This window comes from Pseudomonas sp. BJa5 (assembly GCF_030272875.2).
Classification (GTDB): Bacteria; Pseudomonadota; Gammaproteobacteria; order Pseudomonadales; family Pseudomonadaceae; genus Aquipseudomonas.
Genome location: NZ_JALRNG020000034.1, coordinates 55157 through 76712, shown reverse-complemented (window position 1 = coordinate 76712; position 21556 = coordinate 55157). Strand labels below are relative to the sequence as shown.

Annotated in this window: 21 protein-coding genes; 17 read left to right on the top strand and 4 right to left on the bottom strand. The window is 63.0% G+C overall.

From position 1 onward, the window contains the following. Nucleotides 1-262: 262 nt before the first annotated feature. From M2D63_RS19150 to M2D63_RS19140, 3 genes are read left to right on the top strand one after another with little or no spacing between them, the layout of a single operon-like run. The gene (locus tag M2D63_RS19150) at nucleotides 263-922 is read left to right on the top strand and encodes a paraquat-inducible protein A (RefSeq protein ID WP_285864564.1); all 660 of its coding nucleotides are present in this window, start codon (nucleotides 263-265) and stop codon (nucleotides 920-922) included. Next, nucleotides 909-1532 carry a paraquat-inducible protein A gene (locus M2D63_RS19145; protein WP_285864563.1) on the top strand — a complete coding sequence of 208 codons (624 nt, stop codon included), beginning with the start codon at nucleotides 909-911 and terminating at the stop codon, nucleotides 1530-1532. The genes M2D63_RS19150 and M2D63_RS19145 overlap by 14 nt, the downstream gene beginning before the upstream one ends. Next, nucleotides 1525-3825, top strand: coding sequence for a PqiB family protein (locus M2D63_RS19140; protein ID WP_285864562.1), 2301 nt, complete (start codon nucleotides 1525-1527; stop codon nucleotides 3823-3825). Before M2D63_RS19145 ends, M2D63_RS19140 begins: the two co-directional genes overlap by 8 nt. A gap of 131 nt (nucleotides 3826-3956) precedes the next feature. Here the strand turns inward: M2D63_RS19140 and rpsT are convergent, their stop codons facing one another. Continuing rightward, nucleotides 3957-4235: a 30S ribosomal protein S20 gene (gene rpsT, locus M2D63_RS19135; RefSeq protein WP_133216804.1), complete on the bottom strand. Its 279-nt coding sequence runs from the start codon at nucleotides 4233-4235 to the stop codon at nucleotides 3957-3959. Nucleotides 4236-4485: 250 nt separating this feature from the next. Between rpsT and murJ the strand changes: the two genes are divergently transcribed. The 6 genes from murJ (at nucleotide 4486) to ispH (ending at nucleotide 11821) form a co-directional block, all read left to right on the top strand. Beyond that, entirely contained in the window at nucleotides 4486-6024 is a 1539-nt protein-coding gene (gene murJ, locus M2D63_RS19130) for a murein biosynthesis integral membrane protein MurJ (RefSeq protein ID WP_285864561.1), read from the top strand. A 118-nt stretch (nucleotides 6025-6142) separates the two neighbouring features. Continuing rightward, the gene (gene ribF, locus M2D63_RS19125) at nucleotides 6143-7093 is read left to right on the top strand and encodes a bifunctional riboflavin kinase/FAD synthetase (protein ID WP_285864560.1); all 951 of its coding nucleotides are present in this window, start codon (nucleotides 6143-6145) and stop codon (nucleotides 7091-7093) included. Beyond that, complete coding sequence (gene ileS, locus M2D63_RS19120) at nucleotides 7090-9921, top strand: isoleucine--tRNA ligase (protein ID WP_285864559.1); 2832 nt, start codon at nucleotides 7090-7092, stop codon at nucleotides 9919-9921. The genes ribF and ileS overlap by 4 nt, the downstream gene beginning before the upstream one ends. Then, nucleotides 9914-10429, top strand: coding sequence for a signal peptidase II (gene lspA / locus M2D63_RS19115; protein ID WP_285864558.1), 516 nt, complete (start codon nucleotides 9914-9916; stop codon nucleotides 10427-10429). The genes ileS and lspA overlap by 8 nt, the downstream gene beginning before the upstream one ends. Continuing rightward, a complete protein-coding gene (gene fkpB, locus M2D63_RS19110) occupies nucleotides 10422-10859 on the top strand; it encodes an FKBP-type peptidyl-prolyl cis-trans isomerase (protein WP_285864557.1) in 438 nt (145 codons plus the stop codon). The genes lspA and fkpB overlap by 8 nt, the downstream gene beginning before the upstream one ends. Nucleotides 10860-10873: 14 nt before the next feature. Continuing rightward, the gene (ispH, locus tag M2D63_RS19105; RefSeq protein WP_285864556.1) at nucleotides 10874-11821 is read left to right on the top strand and encodes a 4-hydroxy-3-methylbut-2-enyl diphosphate reductase; all 948 of its coding nucleotides are present in this window, start codon (nucleotides 10874-10876) and stop codon (nucleotides 11819-11821) included. On the opposite strand, the gene M2D63_RS19100 is transcribed toward ispH, so the two are convergent. Next, nucleotides 11810-12322, bottom strand: coding sequence for a GspH/FimT family pseudopilin (locus M2D63_RS19100; RefSeq protein WP_285864555.1), 513 nt, complete (start codon nucleotides 12320-12322; stop codon nucleotides 11810-11812). The two genes, ispH and M2D63_RS19100, sit on opposite strands and share 12 nt — an antisense overlap. Nucleotides 12323-12430: 108 nt before the next feature. On the opposite strand from M2D63_RS19100, the gene M2D63_RS19095 reads away from it, so the two are divergent. From M2D63_RS19095 to thiO, 5 genes are read left to right on the top strand one after another with little or no spacing between them, the layout of a single operon-like run. Further along, the gene (locus tag M2D63_RS19095) at nucleotides 12431-12673 is read left to right on the top strand and encodes a prepilin-type N-terminal cleavage/methylation domain-containing protein (protein WP_285864554.1); all 243 of its coding nucleotides are present in this window, start codon (nucleotides 12431-12433) and stop codon (nucleotides 12671-12673) included. Next, a complete protein-coding gene (locus M2D63_RS19090; protein WP_285864553.1) occupies nucleotides 12670-13341 on the top strand; it encodes a PilW family protein in 672 nt (223 codons plus the stop codon). Before M2D63_RS19095 ends, M2D63_RS19090 begins: the two co-directional genes overlap by 4 nt. Next, nucleotides 13338-13844 carry a hypothetical protein gene (locus M2D63_RS19085; RefSeq protein ID WP_285864552.1) on the top strand — a complete coding sequence of 169 codons (507 nt, stop codon included), beginning with the start codon at nucleotides 13338-13340 and terminating at the stop codon, nucleotides 13842-13844. The genes M2D63_RS19090 and M2D63_RS19085 overlap by 4 nt, the downstream gene beginning before the upstream one ends. An 11-nt stretch (nucleotides 13845-13855) precedes the next feature. Continuing rightward, a complete protein-coding gene (locus M2D63_RS19080) occupies nucleotides 13856-14263 on the top strand; it encodes a type IV pilin protein (RefSeq protein WP_285864551.1) in 408 nt (135 codons plus the stop codon). A gap of 30 nt (nucleotides 14264-14293) precedes the next feature. After that, the gene (thiO, locus tag M2D63_RS19075) at nucleotides 14294-15397 is read left to right on the top strand and encodes a glycine oxidase ThiO (protein WP_285864550.1); all 1104 of its coding nucleotides are present in this window, start codon (nucleotides 14294-14296) and stop codon (nucleotides 15395-15397) included. A gap of 94 nt (nucleotides 15398-15491) precedes the next feature. Here the strand turns inward: thiO and M2D63_RS19070 are convergent, their stop codons facing one another. Both M2D63_RS19070 and M2D63_RS19065 read right to left on the bottom strand, forming a co-directional pair. Beyond that, nucleotides 15492-15722, bottom strand: a complete 231-nt coding sequence (locus M2D63_RS19070) for a PP0621 family protein (RefSeq protein ID WP_285864549.1) — start codon at nucleotides 15720-15722, stop codon at nucleotides 15492-15494. Nucleotides 15723-15815: 93 nt separating this feature from the next. Further along, entirely contained in the window at nucleotides 15816-16832 is a 1017-nt protein-coding gene (locus tag M2D63_RS19065) for an outer membrane protein assembly factor BamD (RefSeq protein ID WP_285864548.1), read from the bottom strand. Between the two features lie 150 nt (nucleotides 16833-16982). Between M2D63_RS19065 and rluD the strand changes: the two genes are divergently transcribed. From rluD to clpB, 3 genes are all read left to right on the top strand, one after another. After that, nucleotides 16983-17945 carry a 23S rRNA pseudouridine(1911/1915/1917) synthase RluD gene (gene rluD / locus M2D63_RS19060; RefSeq protein ID WP_285864547.1) on the top strand — a complete coding sequence of 321 codons (963 nt, stop codon included), beginning with the start codon at nucleotides 16983-16985 and terminating at the stop codon, nucleotides 17943-17945. After that, nucleotides 17942-18682, top strand: a complete 741-nt coding sequence (gene pgeF, locus M2D63_RS19055; protein ID WP_285864546.1) for a peptidoglycan editing factor PgeF — start codon at nucleotides 17942-17944, stop codon at nucleotides 18680-18682. Before rluD ends, pgeF begins: the two co-directional genes overlap by 4 nt. A 124-nt stretch (nucleotides 18683-18806) precedes the next feature. Next, nucleotides 18807-21371, top strand: a complete 2565-nt coding sequence (gene clpB / locus M2D63_RS19050; protein ID WP_285864545.1) for an ATP-dependent chaperone ClpB — start codon at nucleotides 18807-18809, stop codon at nucleotides 21369-21371. Nucleotides 21372-21556 lie beyond the last annotated feature (185 nt).

The window sequence follows — 21556 nt, the reverse complement described above, 5'->3', positions numbered from 1 at the left end:
TCATCGTCAAGATTAAATTCCGAAACCCCTATCTGCGTACGCAGGTAGGGGTTTTGTCTTTCTGGCTGCCCATTCCTACAGTCAATGGCCCCCCTGTGGGAGCGGCGGTGCGGCGATCCGACTTGCCCCGCGATGCGATGTATCCTGCCGGCTGCCATCGCGGGGCAAGTCGGATCGCCGCACCGCCGCTCCTGCAGCGCTCCCACTAGCCCTACGATCAATGGGTTAGAATACCGCCCTTGTGTTGACTCAGAAGTTCACTATGACCGACCCTGTCGATTCCACCCGGCTCGCCGACTTGCCCCTGGAGCAATTGGTGGGCTGTCATGAATGCGACCTGCTGATGCGCAAGCCTGTGCTCAAGCAGGACGAAAAGGCCCATTGCCCACGCTGTGGCTACGAGCTTTATGCGCACCGCCATAATGTCGTCCAGCGTAGCCTGGCGCTGGTACTCGCCGCCTTGTTGCTCTACATACCCGCCAACTTCCTTCCCATCATGCAACTTCACCTGTTGGGCCAGAGCTCCAACGATACGGTCTGGAGCGGCGTGGTGGGGCTGTACAACACCGGGATGGCTGAAGTGGCAGTGGTGGTGTTCCTCTGCAGCATGGCCATCCCCTTGCTCAAGCTGTTGTGCCAACTGACGGTGCTACTGAGTATTCGCCTGAATATCGGACGCAGTTACGGCCTGTTGATTTATCGGATTTATCACCATCTGCGCGACTGGGGCATGCTCGAGGTGTATTTCATGGGCGTGCTGGTTGCGATGGTCAAGTTGGTCGAGCTGGCGGAGTTGAGTCTCGGCCTGGGGTTGGCCTGTTTTATCAGTCTGCTGTTGGTTCAGGTGTGGCTGGAGGTGGTGATGTCGCCTCACCAGATCTGGAGTGCTCTATCGGGGGAAGACCTGCATGCGTGCGATTGATGCTGGCATTCTGATTTGTGGCGAGTGCCATGAACTGAATCGCCAGGAGCCGGAGTGTGACGCGCAAACCTGCAGTCGTTGTGGAGCGGTTGTGCATGCACGGCGGCCAAACAGCCTGGCACGAACCTGGGCCTTGCTGCTCACCTCGGCAATTCTATACATCCCGGCCAACGTACTGCCGATCATGACAGTGAGTACGCTGGGGCAGGGGGCGCCGGATACCATCATGTCCGGCGTCATCACCCTGATCAAATTCGGCATGTTGCCGATTGCTGCCGTGGTGTTCATTGCCAGCATCCTGGTGCCCACCTTCAAGCTGGTGGGTATCGGGCTGTTGCTCTACTCGGTACAACGCAGGCAGCCGCTGTCTGCCCGGCAACGGATTCTGATGTACCGCTTTATCGAGTTTATCGGACGCTGGTCGATGCTGGATATCTTCGTGATCGCCATTCTGGTGGCGGTGGTGAACTTCGGCAGGATCGCCAGCATCGAAGCAAACCTGGGTGCCGTCGCCTTCGCCAGTGTGGTGATTCTGACGATGCTCGCTGCAGTAACTTTCGATCCCCGACTGATTTGGGATAACACGGAGTCGGATGACGACCATGAGTGATTTGCCTACGGCTAAAACCCGCCCAGCTTCGAACTGGTCGGCTATATGGATATTGCCTCTGATCGCCCTGGTCATTGGTGGCTGGCTTGGCTGGCAGGCTTACCGCGAGTCCGGGGTGAATATCCAGGTTCGCTTTGAAAGTGGAGAGGGCATCGTCGCCAACAAGACCGAGGTGGTCTACAAGGGCATGTCGGTGGGCAAGGTGAAGGAGCTGGTGCTGGATGCCAAGGGCAGCAACACCGGTGTGATCGCCACCATCGAAATGAACAAGGAGGCCGAGCCTCACATGAACACCGGCACCCGGTTCTGGCTGGTCAAGCCGAGTGTCAGCCTTGCCGGTATCACCGGTCTGGAAACCCTGGTATCCGGTAACTACATTGCGGTGAGCCCGGGTGAGGGCGAGCCGACCAAGCGCTTCAAGGCGCTGGCCGAGGCGCCTCCGCTCTCGGATACCGAACCTGGCTTGCACCTGACGCTCAAGGCTGACCGCCTCGGCTCGCTCAATCGCGACAGCCCGGTGTTCTATAAGCAGATCCAGGTGGGTCGGGTGAAAAGCTATCGCTTGGCCGAAGACCAGGCAACGGTGGAGATCAAGGTCTTCATCGAGCCGGCCTACACCAGCCTGGTGCGCAAACACACGCGCTTCTGGAACGCCAGTGGCGTCAGCATCGATGCCGACCTCACCGGGGTCAAGGTGCGCAGCGAGTCGCTGTCCAGCATCGTTGCCGGCGGTATCGCCTTTGCCACACCCGAGCACCGCAAGGACAGCCCGCCGACCGATCCTGGCCTGCCATTCCGCCTCTATGAGGACTTCGACGATGCCCAGGCAGGCATCCGCGTCAAGGTCAAGCTGGGCGACTTCGAAGGTCTGCAGGCCGGGCGTACGCCGGTCATGTACAAAGGTATCCAGGTCGGCTCGTTGAAGGCCCTGAAGGTCGACGGCGACCTGACCAGCGCCATGGCCGAGCTGACCCTCGACCCGCTGGCCGAAGATTATCTGGTGGAAGGTACGCAGTTCTGGGTGGTCAAGCCGTCCATCTCGCTGGCAGGTATTACTGGCCTGGAGGCCCTGGTCAAAGGTAACTACATCGCCATCCGCCCGGGAGACAAGGGCGCTTCGCCACAGCGCGAGTTCGAGGCGCGGCCCAAGGCACCGCCGCTGGACCTCAAGGCGCCGGGGCTGCACCTGGTGCTGTTCAGCGACAACCTCGGCTCGCTGGAGGTCGGCAGCCCGATTCTCTATCGCCAGGTCAAGGTCGGTACCGTGCAGAGCTACCAGTTCTCCAAGAAGAGCAAACGCCTGTTGATCGGTGTGCACATCGAGAAAGAGTACGCCGGCCTGGTCAACGGCTCGACACGCTTCTGGAATGCCAGCGGTATCACCCTCACCGGTGGTCTCTCGGGTATCCAGATCAAGAGCGAGTCGCTGCAGAGCCTGATGGCCGGCGGTATCGCTTTCGATACACCGACCCCGAACGTGCCGCTCAAGCGTCGCATCCCGAGTTTCCGCCTGCATGAGAGCCAGGAAGACGCCAATCGCAGTGGCACCACCGTGACCATTCGCGTCGAGCGCGCGGACGGCCTCAAGGTCGGTACGCCTGTTCGCTTCAAGGGGCTGGATATCGGCAAGGTCGAGCAGGTCGATCTGACCGATGATCTGCAGGCGGTGGTGCTCAAGGCGCGTATTACCGAGGTGCCGGAGCGCATCGCCCGTGAAGGCACGCAGTTCTGGGTGGTCAAGCCTGCCCTGGGTATCGTCAAGACGGCCAACCTGGAAACCCTGGTGACAGGCCAGTACCTGGAAGTCCAGCCAGCGGTGAAAAACCTCGGCCCGCAGCGCAACTTCACCGCATTGGCCCAGGCACCGGATTTCTCGGCCCGTGAACCAGGCCTTGCGCTGGTGCTCAGTGCCCCGCGCCGTGGATCGATCAAGCCGGGTGTACCGGTCACCTACCGGGAAATTCCAGTAGGCAAGGTGACGGGCTTCGAGCTTGGCCAGACGGCAGACCGGGTGTTGATCCGCATCCTGATCGAACCGCGCTATGCCGCGCTGGTGCGTGGTGGCAGCCGTTTCTGGAACAGCAGTGGCTTCGGCTTCGACTTCGGTCTGTTCAAGGGCGCGACCGTGCGTACCGAGTCGCTGGAAACCCTGATCGAGGGCGGTATTGCCTTCGCGACGCCGGAAGGCGAGAACATGGGTAATCCAGCCAGGCCCCAGCAGACCTTTGCCTTGTTCGATGAGGCAGAGCCTGAATGGCTGCAGTGGGCGCCGAAGATTCAGATCGGCAAGTGATGTAAACGATCGCGGGGCAAGCCCGCTCCTATGGTAGGAGCGGGCTTGCCCCGCGATGTTTTGCCAGCACAAGCCAAATCGCAGGCAATAAAAAACCGACCCTGAGGTCGGTTTTTTAACAAGCGTGTCGCTTAGGCAGCTGCAGCTTCTTTCAGCGCCTTGATGTGGCCATTCAGACGGCCTTTATGGCGAGCAGCCTTGTTCTTGTGGATGATGCCTTTATCGGCCATACGGTCGATAACTGGAACAGCCAGGATGTAAGCAGCTTGCGCTTTTTCGGCGTCTTTTGCGTCGATGGCTTTAACTACATTCTTGATGTAGGTACGAACCATGGAACGCAGGCTGGCGTTGTGGCTGCGACGCTTCTCAGCCTGTTTTGCACGTTTTTTGGCGGAAGGTGAGTTGGCCACCGTCGAGCTCCTCGAAAGACTTGGTAAATAGCAAACAAAATAGGCCGCGAATCATGCCGATGAGTTGATCGGTTGTCAAGGGCACTTGCTCGGTTCCGCTGAGTGGTTGTTCTGAACAAGGGAGAGATTCCCTTCTGCGGTACGACCTGTAAACTCGGGAGCTTTGCTCTGCTTGCGTTGCGGCGCGGAGTATCGCACAACTGCGTGCGTTGCGGCACAGCCCTTTATCTTCTGGCGTGAAAAACTTTCGATGAATCTTCTGAAATCCCTGGCCGCCGTCAGTTCCATCACCATGGTTTCACGGGTGCTGGGCTTTGTGCGCGACACCATCCTGGCGCGGGTGTTTGGCGCCGGCATCGCCACCGACGCCTTCTTCATTGCCTTCAAACTGCCCAACCTGCTGCGGCGGATCTTCGCCGAGGGCGCGTTTTCCCAGGCGTTCGTGCCGATCCTGGCCGAGTACAAGACCCAGCAGGGCGATGAGGCGACACGCACCTTCATCGCCTATGTCAGCGGCTTGCTGACCCTGGCCCTGGCCCTGGTCACCGCCCTGGGCATCCTGGCCGCCCCCTGGGTGGTGTGGGTAACCGCCCCCGGCTTTGTCGACAGCGCCGAGAAGTACGAGCTCACCACCGCCCTGCTGCGTGTCACCTTTCCTTATATATTGCTGATCTCGCTGTCGTCGCTGGCCGGCGCCATCCTCAACACCTGGAACCGTTTTTCGGTGCCGGCCTTCGTGCCGACCCTGCTGAATGTGGCGATGATCGGCTTCACCCTGTTCCTGACGCCGTATTTCGATCCGCCGATCATGGCCCTGGCCTGGGGCGTGCTGGCCGGTGGCCTGGCTCAGCTGCTGTACCAACTGCCGCACCTGAAGAAGATCGGCATGCTGGTGCTGCCGCGCCTGAACCTTCGCGATTCCGGCGTATGGCGTGTGCTCAAGCAGATGCTGCCGGCCATCCTCGGCGTCTCGGTCAGTCAGATATCGCTGATCATCAACACCATTTTCGCCTCGTTCCTGGTGGCAGGCTCGGTATCCTGGATGTACTACGCCGACCGTCTGATGGAGTTGCCATCCGGGGTGCTGGGCGTGGCCCTGGGCACCATCCTGCTGCCGACCCTGGCCAAGACCTACGCCAACCGCGACCGTCATGAGTATTCGCGGATCCTCGACTGGGGCCTGCGCCTGTGTTTCCTGCTGGTGCTGCCTTGCACCCTGGCCATGGCGATCCTCGCCGAACCGCTGACCGTGGCCTTGTTCCAGTACGGCAAGTTCACCGCCCACGACGCCGCCATGACCCAGCGCGCCCTGATCGCCTATTCGGTAGGCCTGCTGGCGATCATTCTGGTCAAGGTGCTGGCACCAGGCTTCTATGCCCAGCAGAACATTCGTACTCCGGTTAAAATCGCCGTATTCACCCTGGTCTGCACCCAGGTGTTCAACCTGCTGTTCATCACCCACTTGCAGCACGCCGGCCTGGCCCTGGCCATCAGCCTTGGCGCCTGCCTGAATGCCGGCTTGTTGTACTGGAAGCTGCGCCAGCAGCAACTGTTCCAGCCCCAGCCGGGCTGGACCCGGTTCCTGCTCAAGCTGGTGCTGGCGGTGGTGTTGATGTCGGCGGTGCTGCTGGTGGGAATGCACTACATGCCGGCCTGGGAGCAAGGGCAGATGCTTGAGCGCTTCCTGCGCCTGGGCGCGCTGATCCTGGCCGGTGTGGTGACGTATTTCGGCAGTTTGTTCGTGTTCGGCTTCCGCCCCCGCGACTTTGCCCGCAAGGCGTTGCATTGAGTCGCGGGCACGCCCGGACGTCGGTTTTATCGGTTCCGCACCACGGGGTTACGCTGCTGCCTGTCACCAGCGCCCGGGTGTGGTTATAATCGACCACTTTATGAGCAAGAAGCGCGTTATGCAGCTGGTTCGAGGCCTTCACAACCTGCGCCCCCAGCACCGGGGCTGTGTCGCCACTATTGGCAACTTCGACGGTGTTCACCGTGGCCACCAGGCAATCCTGGCGCGCCTGCGTGAGCGTGCGGCAGAGCTGGGCGTACCCAGCTGCGTGGTGATTTTCGAGCCACAACCGCGCGAATACTTCGCCCCCGACACCGCGCCGGCGCGTCTGGCCCGCCTGCGCGACAAGGTCGCCCTGCTGGCGGCCGAAGGCGTGGACCGGGTGTTGTGCCTGTCGTTCAACCAGCGCCTGAGCAAACTCAGTGCCGCCGAGTTCGTCGACACCATCCTGGTCGACGGCCTGGGCGTGAAACACCTGGAAGTCGGTGACGATTTCCGCTTCGGTTGCGACCGGGTCGGCGACTTCGAGTTTCTCCAGCAGGTCGGGCTGAGCCAGGGGTTCACCGTCGAGGCCGCGCAAACGGTCGAGCTCGATAGCCTGCGGGTCAGCAGCACGCAAGTGCGCCAGGCCCTGGCCAAGGCCGATTTCGCCCTGGCCGAGCGCCTGCTGGGGCGTCCGTTCCGCATCAGCGGTCGGGTGCTGCACGGGCAGAAGTTGGCGCGCCAGCTGGGCACGCCGACCGCCAACATACAACTCAAGCGTCATCGCGTGCCCCTGACCGGTGTCTACCTGGTCAGCGTCGAACTCGATGGCAAGGCCTGGCCGGGTGTCGCCAACATCGGCGTGCGGCCTACCGTTTCCGGTGATGGCAGTGCCCACCTGGAAGTGCATCTCCTGGACTTTGCCGGCGATCTCTATGGCCGGCGCCTGACGGTGGAGTTCCACCACAAGCTGCGTGAAGAGCAGCGTTTCGCCTCCCTGGAGGCGCTGAAGTCGGCGATCGATGCGGATATCGCCGCCGCACGTGCCCATTGGCACGCTCAACCGCTAACGAAGAGCCTGAAATGACCGACTATAAAGCCACGCTAAACCTTCCGGACACAGCCTTCCCGATGAAGGCCGGCCTGCCACAGCGCGAACCGCAGATCCTGCAGCGCTGGGACAGCATTGGCCTGTACCAGAAGCTGCGCGAAATTGGCAAGGATCGTCCGAAGTTCGTGCTGCACGACGGCCCGCCCTACGCCAACGGCAAGATCCACATCGGTCATGCGCTGAACAAGATTCTCAAGGACATGATTGTCCGCTCCAAGACCCTGTCCGGCTTCGACGCCCCTTATGTACCGGGCTGGGACTGCCACGGCCTGCCGATCGAGCACAAGGTCGAAGTGACCCACGGCAAGCACCTGAGCGCCGACCAGACCCGCGAACTGTGCCGCGCCTACGCCGCCGAGCAGATCGAAGGGCAGAAGACCGAGTTCATCCGCCTGGGTGTGCTGGGCGACTGGGACAACCCCTACAAGACCATGAACTTCGCCAACGAGGCCGGTGAAATCCGCGCCCTGGCCGAGATGGTCAAGCACGGCTTCGTGTTCAAGGGCCTGAAGCCCGTGAACTGGTGCTTCGATTGCGGTTCGGCCCTGGCCGAGGCCGAAGTCGAATACGCCGACAAGAAATCCCAGACCATCGACGTCGCCTTCCAGGCGGTCGACGAGGACAAGCTGGCCGCCGCATTCGGCCTGGCGTCGCTGGCCAAGCCTGCGTCCATCGTGATCTGGACCACCACCCCGTGGACCATTCCGGCCAACCAGGCGCTGAACATCCACCCGGAGTTCAAGTACGCCCTGGTCGACACTGGCGACAAACTGCTGGTGCTGGCTGAAGAGCTGGTCGAATCCTGCCTCAAGCGCTATGCGCTGGAAGGTTCGGTGATCGCCACCGCACCGGGCTCGGCCCTGGAACTGATCAATTTCCGTCACCCGTTCTACGATCGCCTGTCGCCGGTGTACCTGGCCGACTACGTCGAGTTGGGCGCCGGTACCGGCGTGGTTCACTCCGCACCTGCCTACGGTGAAGACGACTTCGTCACCTGCAAGCGCTACGGCATGGTCAACGACGATATCCTCACCCCGGTGCAGAGCAACGGCGTGTACGTGCCGTCGCTGGAGTTCTTCGGCGGCCAGTTCATCTGGAAAGCCAACCCGGCCATCGTCGACAAGCTGTCGGAAGTCGGTGCGCTGCTGCACACCGAAACCATCAGCCACAGCTACATGCACTGCTGGCGCCACAAGACCCCGCTGATCTACCGCGCCACCGCGCAGTGGTTCGTCGGCATGGACAAGCAGCCCGACAACGGCGAGACCCTGCGCAAGCGCGCGGTCAAGGCCATCGAAGAAACCAAGTTCGTCCCGGCCTGGGGCCAGGCGCGCCTGCACGCGATGATCGCCAACCGTCCCGACTGGTGCATTTCGCGCCAGCGTAACTGGGGCGTACCAATTCCGTTCTTCCTCAACAAACAGACCGGCGAGCTGCACCCGCGCACCGTCGAGCTGATGGAAGTAGTGGCCAAGCGCGTCGAGCAGGAAGGTATCGAAGCCTGGTTCAAGATGGACGCTGCCGAACTGCTCGGTGACGAAGCCGGCCAGTACGACAAGATTGCCGATACCCTCGACGTCTGGTTCGACTCCGGTACCACCCACTGGCACGTACTGCGTGGCTCGCACAATATCGGCCACGAGACCGGCCCGCGCGCCGACCTGTACCTGGAAGGTTCCGACCAGCACCGCGGCTGGTTCCATTCCTCGCTGCTGACCGGCTGCGCCATCGACAACCATGCGCCGTACCGCGAGCTGCTGACTCACGGTTTCACCGTCGACGAGAACGGCCGCAAGATGTCCAAGTCGCTGGGTAACACCATCGAGCCGCAGAAGGTCAACGACACCCTGGGTGCCGACATTCTGCGCCTGTGGGTCTCGGCCACCGACTACTCCGGCGAGATGGCAGTTTCCGAGCAGATCCTGCAGCGCAGCGCCGACGCCTACCGGCGGATCCGCAACACCGCGCGCTTCCTGCTTTCCAACCTGACCGGCTTCGACCCGGCCCGCGACCTGCTGGCCAACGAAGACATGCTGGCGCTGGACCGCTGGGCGGTCGACCGTACCCTGCTGCTGCAGCGCGAACTGGAAGAGCACTACGGCGAATACCGTTTCTGGAACGTCTACTCGAAGGTCCACAACTTCTGCGTGCAGGAGCTGGGTGGCTTCTACCTGGACATCATCAAGGACCGCCAGTACACCACCGGCGCCAACAGTGTTGCCCGCCGTTCCTGCCAGACCGCGCTGTACCACATCAGCGAGGCGCTGGTGCGCTGGATCGCGCCGATCCTGGCCTTCACCGCCGACGAACTGTGGCAGTACCTGCCGGGCGAGCGCAACGAATCGGTCATGCTCAACACCTGGTACCAGGGCCTGAGCGAGCTGCCTGAAGGCTTCGAGCTGGGCCGCGCCTACTGGGACCGCGTCATGGCGGCCAAGGCGGCGGTCAACAAGGAACTGGAGAACCAGCGTTCGGCCAAGGCCATCGGTGGCAACCTGCAAGCCGAAGTCACCCTGTTCGCCGACGACGCCCTGAGCGCCGACCTGGACAAACTGGGCGACGAGCTGCGCTTCGTGCTGATCACCTCGGCCGCCAGCGTTGCACCGTTCGTGCAGGCACCGGCTGACGCGGTCGAGACCGAAGTACCTGGCCTGAAGTTGAAAGTGGTCAAGTCCGGTCATGCCAAGTGCGGTCGCTGCTGGCACTTCCGCGCCGACGTCGGCGTGAATCCGGAGCATCCGGAAATCTGTGCCCGTTGCGCCGACAACATCAGCGGCAACGGCGAGGTGCGTCACTATGCCTAACCCTGCTACGGGGCGCTTCGGGCGCCTCGGCTGGCTCTGGCTGAGCCTGCTGGTCCTGGTCCTCGACCAGGCCAGCAAGGTCTACTTCGAAGGCGCGCTGAGCCTGTACCAGCAGATCGTGGTCATCCCTGACTACTTCAGCTGGACCCTGGCCTACAACACCGGCGCCGCCTTCAGCTTCCTGGCCGACAGTTCCGGCTGGCAGCGCTGGTTGTTCGCCCTGATCGCCCTGGTGGTCAGTGCCGTGCTGGTGGTCTGGCTCAAGCGCCTGGGGCGTGGCGAGACGTGGCTGGCGATCGCGCTGGCGCTGGTGCTCGGCGGTGCCCTGGGCAACCTGTATGACCGCATCGTGCTGGGCCACGTCGTCGACTTCATCCTGGTGCACTGGCAGAACCGCTGGTATTTCCCGGCCTTCAACCTGGCCGACAGCGCCATTACCGTGGGTGCGGTGATGCTGGCGCTGGACATGTTCAAGAGTAAAAAGTCCGGAGAACCCGTCCATGACTGAGACCCGTATCGGCCAGAACACCGAAGTGAAGCTGCACTTCGCCCTGCACCTGGAAAACGGCGATACCGTCGACAGCACCTTCGACAAGGCACCGGCGGTGTTCAAGGTCGGTGATGGCAACCTGTTGCCAGGCTTCGAGGCGGCGCTCTTCGGCTTCAAGGCCGGCGACAAGCGCACCGTCATCGTCGCGCCGGAAAACGCCTTCGGCCAGCCCAACCCGCAGAATGTGCAAATCATGCCGCGGGCGCAGTTCAACGACATGGAGCTGTCCGAAGGGCTGCTGGTCATTTTCAACGACGCTGCCAATGCCGAGCTGCCAGGTGTGGTCAAGGCTTTCGATGACGCCCAGGTGACCATCGACTTCAACCACCCGCTGGCCGGCAAGACCCTGAACTTCGAGGTGGAAATCCTCGAAGTCACGGCACTTTGAGTCCGGAGCCGAGCATGCAAATCAAACTCGCCAACCCCCGTGGTTTCTGCGCGGGCGTGGACCGGGCGATCGAGATCGTCAACCGCGCGCTGGAAGTCTTCGGCCCGCCGATCTATGTGCGCCACGAAGTGGTGCACAACAAGTTCGTGGTCGAGGACCTGCGCAACCGTGGCGCCATCTTCGTCGAGGAACTCGACCAGGTGCCGGACGATGTCATCGTCATCTTCAGCGCCCATGGCGTCTCCCAGGCCGTACGCCAGGAAGCCGCCGGTCGTGGCCTGAAGGTGTTCGACGCCACCTGTCCGCTGGTCACCAAGGTCCATATCGAAGTGGCCAAGTACAGCCGCGACGGCAAGGAATGCATCCTCATCGGCCACGCCGGTCACCCGGAAGTGGAAGGCACCATGGGGCAGTATGACGCCAGCAATGGAGGCTCCATCTACCTGGTCGAAGACGAGAAAGATGTCGCTGCCCTGCAGGTGCGCGATCCGCAGCGCCTGGCCTTCGTAACCCAGACTACCCTGTCGATGGACGACACCAGCCGGGTGATCGATGCCCTGCGGGCGCGTTTCCCGGATATCGGCGGGCCGCGCAAGGACGACATCTGCTACGCCACCCAGAACCGCCAGGATGCGGTCAAGCAACTGGCTGACGAGTGCGATGTGGTGTTGGTGGTCGGCAGCCCGAACAGCTCCAACTCCAACCGCCTGCGTGAGCTGGCCGAGCGCATGGCGACCCCGGCCTACCTGATCGACGGTGCCGAAGATCTGCAGAAGAGCTGGTTCGACGGTGTCGAGCGTATCGGCATCACCGCCGGTGCCTCGGCGCCGGAAGTGCTGGTGCGTGGCGTGATCCAGCAACTGCGCGAATGGGGCGCGACCGGTGCCGAAGAGCTCGATGGACGTGAAGAGAACATCACCTTCTCGATGCCCAAGGAGCTGCGCGTCCGCTCAGTGAGCTGAAGGCGCCGCCGCGCACAGCGGGTGCGTCATCAGGTCTTCGCGCAAGCTGATCCTGCCGCTGGCCGACAGCACCACCTGGTAGTGACTGAGCGCTTCGGGACGCTGGCAAACATGCAGCGTCCCGGCCTGGAAACCGCCTCCCTCCAGCAGAGGGACACCCAGCCCGTTGAAACGCACCTGCCGGGCCACCGGTTGGTTTCCGACAATGGCCGCGCGCTTTTCCCGGCGCCATTCATGCAGCAATTGCGGGGTGTCCTGTTCCAGGGTCATCCGCCAGCCATTACTCCAATCCCCATCCAGTGCCTGCAGGCGCACTCCGGTGTTCCTCAGCAACGCTTCGCTGCGCGCTGTGCGCAACGCCTGGGCGAGATCCCTGGCCGCCGCTTGCCTGTGTAGTCCTTCGGTCATCGTGCTGTAGGCCGGGATACCTAGCTGAACCAACACCCCTAACAGCGCCGTCGCGAACAAGATTTGTATCAGTGTTACGCCCTGTTGCTTCACCGTGCATTCCTCCCTGGAAGTGCTTCGCTATAGGTTCGAGGCCTTGGCTTGCGACGTCCAGTCGGCGCAATTGGCCAGGGCCTGTGGAAAAGTCTCGGGAGGTTGGCCATGGATGGCTGGCGACAACAGGGCATGACCCTGATCGAAGTACTGCTGGCGATGGCATTGCTGGGCGTGGGCCTGTTTGCCGCTGCTGGTTTGCAACTGCGCGCCTTGCAGGCCACTGACAGTGCCTTGCGCGCAACCCAGGCAGCGTACCTGAACCATGGTGTTTTCGAGCAGGCCCGCGCCGTCGGGGCGCCGCGTGATGACGATAACCACGCCGAACTGCAAGGAAGGCTGGCGCCATGAGTCGGCAGTCGGGGTTCGGCCTGCTGGAGGTCATGCTTGCGTTGAGCCTGGGGTTGGTGCTGCTGGCGGGCAGCGGTCATCTGTTCCTCGCCGCCAGCCAGTCGTGGCTGGCGCAAAGTGTCGCGGCGCAATTGCAGGAGGACGCGCGCCAGGCACTGCAGCGTCTGGCCCAGGATATTCGTATGGCCGGCATGTTCGGTTGCCTGGATCCCGGGGCTATCGACTTTGTCGACCCGGCAGCTGCCGATGCCTTTACCCGCCCGGTAGAGCTCACCCGGGCGGCCGATGGCCGCCTGCAACGCCTGACCCTGATCAGTGCCGAGGTGACCCAGGCCAGCGGCCGGCCCAACTGGACGATGGTGACCGACTGTCGTTCGGTGGCCAGCGTGCACACGGGTGACGTAACGCCGGGCGCTGGCCAGTTCGCCATCGCTATCCGGCGCCAGGATTACCGGCTGGTTGGCGAACAGCTGTACCTCGGTAGTGGAGCCAGCAATGCCGTGCTGGTGGACGGTGTCGCCGACCTGCGGGTAGAGCTGGTCAGGAACAGGACCCAAGCGGTTTCAGGCATGCACCTGACCTTGACCATGAACGATCCGCACGGACGTGTCAGGCCGCAGACCTATCGAATGAACGTGGCGCTGGGCAACCCGGTGAGCGGCTCGTGAAGGTCAAGCGACAGCGAGGCCTGGTACTGCTGCTTTGCCTGGTGCTGACCCTGATGCTGGGCATGCTCGGGGTGTCGGTGATGGGTTCTGCTACCCAGCAGGCACGCATGGCGCGCAACCTGCTGGCCTCCTTGCAGGTCTTCGAACAGGCACAGCAAGGTTTGCTGTTGGCAGAGGCCAGGGTGCAGGAACAGGCATGGCCGCCTTGCAGCTTTTGCCTGCCGCCCCCCGAGGCAGGGCACGTGGTTGCAGCCGGGATACATGCCGGTGCCGGCGCAAGTTCCGGGCTGGACTGGCAGGCCGGGGAGAAGGGCTTCTATCTCATTCAGTTTCTGGGGCAGAGCAACAGGGTCCGGCTGATGCCGCCAGGGCAGGACACCAACCTGTACCGCATCACCGCCGTACATCGCCAGGGCGCGGCCCGCAACGTGCTGGAGTCCGTCGTTGCCCAGCCGGTCGCGGGCGGGCAATGGCAGCGGATCGTCTGGCGTCAGCTGCATTAGGAGGCAAGTCAATGAACACACAGCACGGCATCAGCCTGATCGAACTGTTGATTGTCATCGCCGTGGTCGGCATTCTGGCGAGCATTGCCTACCCCGGTTACCGCGAGCAGCTGAAAACATCTGCACGCACGGAAGTTGTCGGCCTGTTGTTCGAGAGTGCGCAACAGTTGGAGCGCCATTACGCGCGCGCTGGCCAGTACAGCGACAGTGAGGCCGTGGTGACGCCGCTGAGCAACGGTACGGCGCACTACGCACTGCAGGCGGTGCGCGACGAGCAATCCTTCACCCTCCAGGCACGACGCCGACCGGGTGGCCTGATGATGGACGATGCGTGCGCCGACTATGCGCTCGATCAGGCAGGTGTACGCAGCAACCCTGGCAGCGCCGAACAGGCCCCGGGCGGATGCTGGGGTGGTTGACGCTTTTTACTTCAGACGTTGGATCGATAGATGACCAAGCAAGTAGTGATTGTCGGTGGCGGGGTGATCGGCCTGCTGACCGCGTTCAACCTGGCGGCCGAGGTCGAGCAGGTGGTGCTGTGTGATCGCGGCGCGCTGGGCCAGGAGTCTTCCTGGGCCGGTGGCGGCATTGTTTCGCCGCTTTATCCGTGGCGCTACAGCCCGGCCGTGACCGCGCTGGCGCACTGGTCGCAGGATTTTTATCCACAGCTGGGTGAGAGACTGTTCGCCAGCACCGGCGTGGACCCCGAAGTGCACACCACCGGCCTTTACTGGCTGGACCTGGAAGACGAAGCCGAGGCACTGGCCTGGGCCAAGCGGGAAGGGCGGCCGTTGAGCGCCGTGGATATCTCGGCCACCTATGATGCCGTGCCGGTACTGGGTGCCGGTTTCAAGCGGGCCATCTACATGGCAGGCGTCGCCAATGTGCGCAATCCGCGCCTGGTCAAGTCGCTCAAGGCGGCCTTGCAGGCCCTGCCGAACGTGAGCATTCGCGAGCACTGCGAAATCACCGGGTTCAGCCAGGAGGCTGGGCGGATCACTGGTGTCGAGACCACCGCGGGGCCAATCGCGGGCGATCGCGTGGTGCTCACTGCCGGCGCCTGGAGTGGTGACCTGTTGCGCCCGCTGGGCCTGGAGCTGCCGGTCGAGCCGGTCAAGGGACAGATGATCCTCTACAAATGCGCCGAGGATTTCCTGCCGAGCATGGTCCTGGCCAAGGGCCGCTATGCCATTCCACGTCGTGATGGCCACATTCTCGTGGGCAGCACCCTGGAGCATGCCGGTTACGACAAGACCCCGACCGATGAGGCGCTGGAAAGCTTGAAGGCGTCGGCCGTCGAGCTGCTGCCGGCCCTGGCCGGGGCCACGCCGGTTGCCCATTGGGCAGGCCTGCGTCCGGGGTCACCCGAGGGCATTCCGTATATCGGTGAAGTGCCGGGTTGGCAGGGCCTGTGGCTGAACTGCGGGCATTACCGCAATGGCCTGGTGCTGGCGCCAGCCTCGTGCCAGCTATTTGCCGACCTGTTGCTGGGGCGTAAGCCGATCATCGACCCGGCGCCTTATGCACCGGCAGGGCGACTGGCGGCCTTGTAGGAGCGGGCTTGCCCCGCGATGCGATGTACCTGATCGTACGCAATCGCGGGGCAAGCCCGCTCCCACCGATCGCGGTCGAAATAGGGGCGTGGGCCTAGCGTTGCGCGCCCGGCCCTTGCTCCAGATGGGCCTGGCTGCAATACCACTGACTGCCCTGGCGCAGGGCGCGGTCGTTGGGCAGGTGCACGCCGCAATGGGCGCAGCGCACCATCTTCAGCGGGTCTTCGAGGCTGTTGTCGGGTGTGGCGGCATTGCTGGCCTTGAACTTGCGCCACAACCAGACGGCGGCGGCAATCAGGGCGATCCAGAAAAGTAGGCGAACCATGGTGTCCAGCTTTGTCAGTGAAGAGCCTTCAGTCTAGGGCTCGGGCAAGAAAAAAGGGAGGCCTTGGCCTCCCTTTATCTGTTGCATGCTCGATCAGTCGAACACGCCGAAGGTCATGTAGCTGAACCAGGAGCGGTCTTCGTTGTTGCCTTCCGCTTCGTGCTCTTCTTCCTCGACGGCATCGCCTTCTTTTGGCAGCAGTTCGGCCGGAATCGCTTCCTTGGCGTCTTCGTACTGCTTGATCACGTCCTGGTTGGCGCGGGTTTCGCCCGGCGGCAGCGGGGTTTCGGTCTCGATCAGGCCCAGGGTGGCCTTGGACAGCCAGGAGCGGTTGTCGGCTTCATCCTGCTTGGGCTGGAACTGGCCGTCGACCAGGCTCGGGTGATCCGGGTAGTTGAGCTTGAGGGTTTCCAGACTGGTGGCCGCCAGTTCGTCCAGGTGCAGGCGCATGTAGGCCTCGGTCATCACCGCCAGGCCGTCGCCGACCGATGGGGTTTCCTGGAAGTTCTCCACTACGTAGCGGCCACGGTTGGCGGCGGCGACGTAGGCCTGACGGGTCAGGTAGTAGTCGGCCACGTGGATCTCGTAGGAGGCCAGCAGGTTGCGCAGGTAGATCATGCGCTGCTTGGCATCCGGCGAGTAGCGGCTGTTGGGGAAGCGGCTGGTCAGCTGGGCGAATTCGTTGTACGAGTCGCGGGCGGCGCCCGGGTCACGCTTGGTCATGTCCAGCGGCAGGAAGCGCGCCAGCAGGCCGCGGTCCTGGTCGAAGGAGGTCAGGCCCTTGAGGTAGTAGGCGTAATCGACGTTCGGGTGCTGGGGATGCAAGCGAATGAAACGCTCGGCAGCCGACTTGGCGGCTTCCGGCTCGGCGTTCTTGTAGTTCGCGTAGATCAGCTCGAGCTGGGCCTGGTCGGCATAGCGGCCGAACGGGTAGCGCGACTCCAGGGCCTTGAGCTTGCTGGTGGCGCTGGTGTAGCTATGGTTGTCCAGGTCGGCCTGCGCCTGCTGGTACAGCTCGGCTTCGCTCAGGTTTTCGTCGACGACTTCCTTCGAAGAACAGGCAGCGGTGAGTCCGAGGATGGCGATCAGCAGCAGGTGTTTCACTTGCATAGCGGCTTGCGTCCCTATGACGGCCGCTGTCTTGGGCGTGGCCGTCCTGTTATGATGAGCACCCCGGCACATTACCCGGGGCAAAAGATGTCGTATTTAACCACAAGCGCGCAGTCGAAACCAAAGGCTGTGCCGCCCGCTGATTCGAGCATGTCCGAGATCATTCAACTTAGCGCAGAGGTGCCGTCCGAATTGGGCGGGCAACGCCTCGACCAAGTCGCCGCCCAATTGTTCGCTGAGCACTCGCGCTCGCGCCTGTCCACCTGGATCAAGGAGGGGCGCCTGACCGTCGATGGCGCCGTCCTGCGTCCGCGCGATATCGTCCACGGCGGCTCGCTGCTGGCCCTGGAGGCCGAGCAGGAAGCCCAGGGCGAGTGGCTGGCCCAGGATATCGAGCTGGATATCGTCTACGAAGACGACCACATCCTGGTGATCAACAAGCCCGCCGGCCTGGTGGTGCACCCGGCTGCGGGCCACGCCGATGGCACCCTGCTCAATGCCCTGCTGCACCATGTACCGGACATCATCAACGTACCGCGTGCCGGCATCGTCCACCGCCTGGACAAGGACACCACCGGTCTGATGGTGGTGGCCAAGACCATCCAGGCGCAGACCCAGCTGGTTGCCCAGTTGCAAAGCCGCAGCGTCAGCCGCATCTATGAATGCATCGTGATCGGCGTGGTCACCGCCGGCGGCAAGATCAACGCACCGATCGGCCGCCATGGCGGGCAGCGCCAGCGCATGGCGGTGACCGAAGGCGGCAAGCCGGCGGTCAGCCACTACCGTGTGCTGGAGCGCTTCCGCTCCCACACCCATGTGCGGGTCAAGCTGGAAACCGGCCGTACCCACCAGATCCGTGTGCACATGGCCCACGTGAACTTCCCGTTGGTCGGCGATCCGGTCTACGGCGGGCGCTTCCGCATTCCGCCAGCCGCCAGTCCAACCATGGTCGAGGCGCTCAAGACCTTCCCGCGCCAGGCCCTGCATGCACGCTTCCTGGAGCTGGATCACCCGGTGACCGGCGAGCGCATGGGCTGGGAGTCGGCGCTGCCGGATGACTTCGTCTGGCTGCTGTCGCTGCTCAAGCAGGACCGCGAGGCGTTCGTCGGATGAGTGAGCTGGCGCACGATTTGCTGATCCCGGACTGGCCAGCGCCAGCCGGGGTGCGTGCGTGCGTCACCACCCGTGCCGGCGGTGTCAGCCTGCCGCCCTATGAAAGCTTCAACCTCGGCGACCATGTGGGCGATGCGCCTGACGCGGTGGCCGAGAACCGTCGACGCCTGACCGCCGAGTTCGGCATCCAGCCGGCCTGGCTCAAGCAGGTGCACGGCGTGGTGGTGGCCGATGCCGACCCAGGCGTGATTGCCGAAGCCGACGCCAGCTGGACGGCCACGCCGGGTATCGCCTGCACGGTGATGACCGCCGATTGCCTGCCGCTGCTGTTCTGCGACCGCGCCGGTACCCGTGTCGCAGCGGCCCATGCCGGCTGGCGCGGGCTGGCCGGCGGGGTGATCGAGGCCACCCTCGAGCGCCTGGCCTTGCCCCCTGAAGAGGTGCTGGTGTGGCTGGGCCCGGCCATTGGCCCGCAAGCCTTCGAGGTCGGCCTGGAAGTGCGCGATGCGTTCACGACCGTTCATCCGGAAACGGCCCAGGCCTTTGTGCCCGGCGCCCGACCGGACAAGCTCATGGCCGACATCTACGCCCTGGCGCGCCTGCGCCTGGCCGCCCGTGGCGTCACCGCGGTGTATGGCGGCGGATTTTGCACCGTCAGCGATCCACGCTTCTATTCTTACCGGCGTACTCCGCAAGGCGGTCGCTTCGCCTCCCTGGTCTGGCTCACGCCACGCTGACCTGGATCAAGCCCGTCGCGCTTGAATCTTCCAGAATCAACCCTATCTAGAAGGGTATCTCTGGCAGGTTTTTCTTCATCAGGTGTGTCCATCGCTCCGGCCTGCCCATAAAGGAAGGTAACTTATGCGAATAGACCGTTTGACCAGCAAGCTCCAACTGGCGTTATCCGACTCCCAATCCCTGGCCGTTGGCATGGACCATCCAGCCATCGAGCCCGCACACCTGCTGCAAGCCCTGATCGATCAGCAAGGTGGTTCGATCAAGCCGCTGCTGATGCAGGTGGGCTTCGACGTCAACAGCCTGCGCAAGGCGTTGAGCAAAGAGCTCGACCAACTGCCGAAAATCCAGAACCCGACCGGCGACGTCAATATGTCCCAGGACCTGGCGCGCCTGCTCAACCAGGCCGACCGCCTGGCCCAGCAGAAGGGCGACCAGTTCATCTCCAGCGAGCTGGTGCTGCTGGCGGCCATGGACGAGAACAGCAAGCTGGGCAAGCTGCTGCTCGGCCAGGGCGTAACCAAGAAAGCCCTGGAAAACGCCATCAGCAACCTGCGCGGCGGCGAGGCGGTCAACGACCCGAACGCCGAAGAGTCGCGCCAGGCCCTGGACAAGTACACCGTCGACCTGACCAAGCGTGCCGAAGACGGCAAGCTCGATCCGGTGATCGGCCGTGACGACGAAATCCGCCGCACCATCCAGGTGCTGCAACGCCGGACCAAGAACAACCCGGTGCTGATCGGTGAGCCTGGCGTGGGTAAAACCGCCATCGCCGAAGGCCTGGCCCAGCGCATCATCAATGGCGAAGTGCCGGATGGCCTCAAAGGCAAGCGTCTGCTGTCGCTGGACATGGGCGCGCTGATTGCCGGGGCGAAGTTTCGCGGTGAGTTCGAAGAGCGCCTCAAGGCACTGCTCAACGAACTGTCCAAGCAGGAAGGGCAGATCATCCTGTTCATCGACGAACTGCACACCATGGTCGGCGCCGGCAAGGGCGAGGGCTCCATGGATGCCGGCAACATGCTCAAGCCGGCCCTGGCCCGTGGCGAGCTGCATTGCGTCGGTGCGACCACGCTGAACGAATACCGTCAGTACATCGAGAAGGACGCAGCCCTTGAGCGGCGCTTCCAGAAAGTGCTGGTGGAGGAGCCGAGCGAGGAAGACACCATCGCCATCCTGCGTGGCCTCAAGGAGCGTTACGAGGTGCACCACAAGGTGGCGATCACCGACGGCGCGATCATCGCCGCGGCCAAGCTCAGCCATCGCTACATCACTGACCGCCAGCTGCCGGACAAGGCCATCGACCTGATCGACGAAGCGGCCAGCCGTATCCGTATGGAGATCGACTCCAAGCCGGAGGTGCTCGACCGCCTGGAACGTCGCCTGATTCAACTGAAGGTCGAATCCCAGGCGCTGAAGAAGGAAGACGACGAGGCCGCCCTCAAGCGCCTGGAGAAGCTCACCGAAGAGATTGCCCGGCTGGAGCGTGAATACGCCGACCTGGAAGAAGTCTGGACTTCGGAAAAAGCCGAGGTACAGGGCTCTGCGCAGATCCAGCAAAAGATCGAGCAGGCACGCCAGGAGCTGGAAACCGCACGGCGCAAAGGCGACCTCAGCCGCATGGCCGAACTGCAGTACGGGGTGATCCCGGATCTGGAGCGCAGCCTGCAGATGGTCGACCAGCACGGCAAGGCCGAGAACCAGCTGCTGCGCAACAAGGTGACCGAAGAGGAAATCGCCGAAGTCGTGTCCAAGTGGACCGGCATCCCCGTGTCCAAGATGCTCGAAGGCGAGCGGGAAAAACTGCTGAAAATGGAAAACCTGCTGCACCAGCGCGTGATCGGTCAGGAAGAGGCCGTTGTCGCGGTCTCCAACGCCGTGCGCCGTTCCCGTGCCGGGCTCTCCGACCCGAACCGGCCAAGCGGCTCGTTCCTGTTCCTCGGCCCGACCGGGGTGGGCAAGACCGAACTGTGCAAGGCGCTGGCGGAGTTCCTGTTCGACACCGAAGAGGCAATGGTGCGGATCGACATGTCCGAGTTCATGGAGAAACACTCCGTGGCCCGCCTGATCGGTGCGCCACCAGGCTACGTCGGCTATGAAGAGGGCGGCTACCTGACCGAGGCGGTGCGGCGCAAACCCTATTCGGTGGTGCTGCTCGACGAGGTCGAGAAGGCCCACCCGGATGTGTTCAACGTGTTGCTGCAGGTGCTCGAAGACGGTCGCCTGACCGACAGTCACGGCCGTACGGTGGATTTCCGCAATACGGTGATCGTGATGACCTCCAACCTGGGCTCCGCGCAGATCCAGGACCTGGTAGGCGATCGCGAGGCGCAGCGCGCTGCGGTGATGGACGCGGTCGGGTCGCATTTCCGTCCCGAGTTCATCAACCGGATCGACGAAGTGGTGGTGTTCGAGCCGCTGGGTCGCGACCAGATCGCCGGCATTACCCAGATCCAGCTGGGTCGCCTGCGCAGCCGCCTGGCCGAGCGCGACCTGAGCCTGGAGCTGAGCGACGAGGCGCTGGATAAACTGATCGCCGTCGGTTACGACCCGGTCTACGGCGCACGGCCACTGAAACGGGCGATCCAGCGCTGGATCGAGAACCCGCTGGCGCAGCTGATCCTGGCGGGCAAGTTCCTGCCGGGCACGGCGATCACCGCCCAGGTAGAGGGTGAGGAAATCGTCTTTGCCTGAGTTTTCACAGGCTTAGATCAAGGCCCCGATTATCGGGGCCTTTTTTTTCTTTGCATTTTTTCTTCAGTGCTTGTAAAGTGCGCCCCGCTGTATGTCACCCCGCAGCTTTCCGGCAAAACTGGAAATCTGAAAAAAAGTTGCAAATCAGTAAGTTGAATGCAAATTAGGGATTGACAAGGGTTTCG

Coding starts and splice junctions, on each gene's coding strand:
- M2D63_RS19150 (WP_285864564.1), top strand. CDS start 263: ATGACCGACCCTGTCGATTCCACCCGGCTCGCCGACTTGCCCCTGGAG.
- M2D63_RS19145 (WP_285864563.1), top strand. CDS start 909: ATGCGTGCGATTGATGCTGGCATTCTGATTTGTGGCGAGTGCCATGAA.
- M2D63_RS19140 (WP_285864562.1), top strand. CDS start 1,525: ATGAGTGATTTGCCTACGGCTAAAACCCGCCCAGCTTCGAACTGGTCG.
- murJ (WP_285864561.1), top strand. CDS start 4,486: ATGAATCTTCTGAAATCCCTGGCCGCCGTCAGTTCCATCACCATGGTT.
- ribF (WP_285864560.1), top strand. CDS start 6,143: ATGCAGCTGGTTCGAGGCCTTCACAACCTGCGCCCCCAGCACCGGGGC.
- ileS (WP_285864559.1), top strand. CDS start 7,090: ATGACCGACTATAAAGCCACGCTAAACCTTCCGGACACAGCCTTCCCG.
- lspA (WP_285864558.1), top strand. CDS start 9,914: ATGCCTAACCCTGCTACGGGGCGCTTCGGGCGCCTCGGCTGGCTCTGG.
- fkpB (WP_285864557.1), top strand. CDS start 10,422: ATGACTGAGACCCGTATCGGCCAGAACACCGAAGTGAAGCTGCACTTC.
- ispH (WP_285864556.1), top strand. CDS start 10,874: ATGCAAATCAAACTCGCCAACCCCCGTGGTTTCTGCGCGGGCGTGGAC.
- M2D63_RS19095 (WP_285864554.1), top strand. CDS start 12,431: ATGGATGGCTGGCGACAACAGGGCATGACCCTGATCGAAGTACTGCTG.
- M2D63_RS19090 (WP_285864553.1), top strand. CDS start 12,670: ATGAGTCGGCAGTCGGGGTTCGGCCTGCTGGAGGTCATGCTTGCGTTG.
- M2D63_RS19080 (WP_285864551.1), top strand. CDS start 13,856: ATGAACACACAGCACGGCATCAGCCTGATCGAACTGTTGATTGTCATC.
- thiO (WP_285864550.1), top strand. CDS start 14,294: ATGACCAAGCAAGTAGTGATTGTCGGTGGCGGGGTGATCGGCCTGCTG.
- M2D63_RS19070 (WP_285864549.1), bottom strand. CDS start 15,722: ATGGTTCGCCTACTTTTCTGGATCGCCCTGATTGCCGCCGCCGTCTGG.
- M2D63_RS19065 (WP_285864548.1), bottom strand. CDS start 16,832: ATGCAAGTGAAACACCTGCTGCTGATCGCCATCCTCGGACTCACCGCT.
- rluD (WP_285864547.1), top strand. CDS start 16,983: ATGTCCGAGATCATTCAACTTAGCGCAGAGGTGCCGTCCGAATTGGGC.
- pgeF (WP_285864546.1), top strand. CDS start 17,942: ATGAGTGAGCTGGCGCACGATTTGCTGATCCCGGACTGGCCAGCGCCA.
- clpB (WP_285864545.1), top strand. CDS start 18,807: ATGCGAATAGACCGTTTGACCAGCAAGCTCCAACTGGCGTTATCCGAC.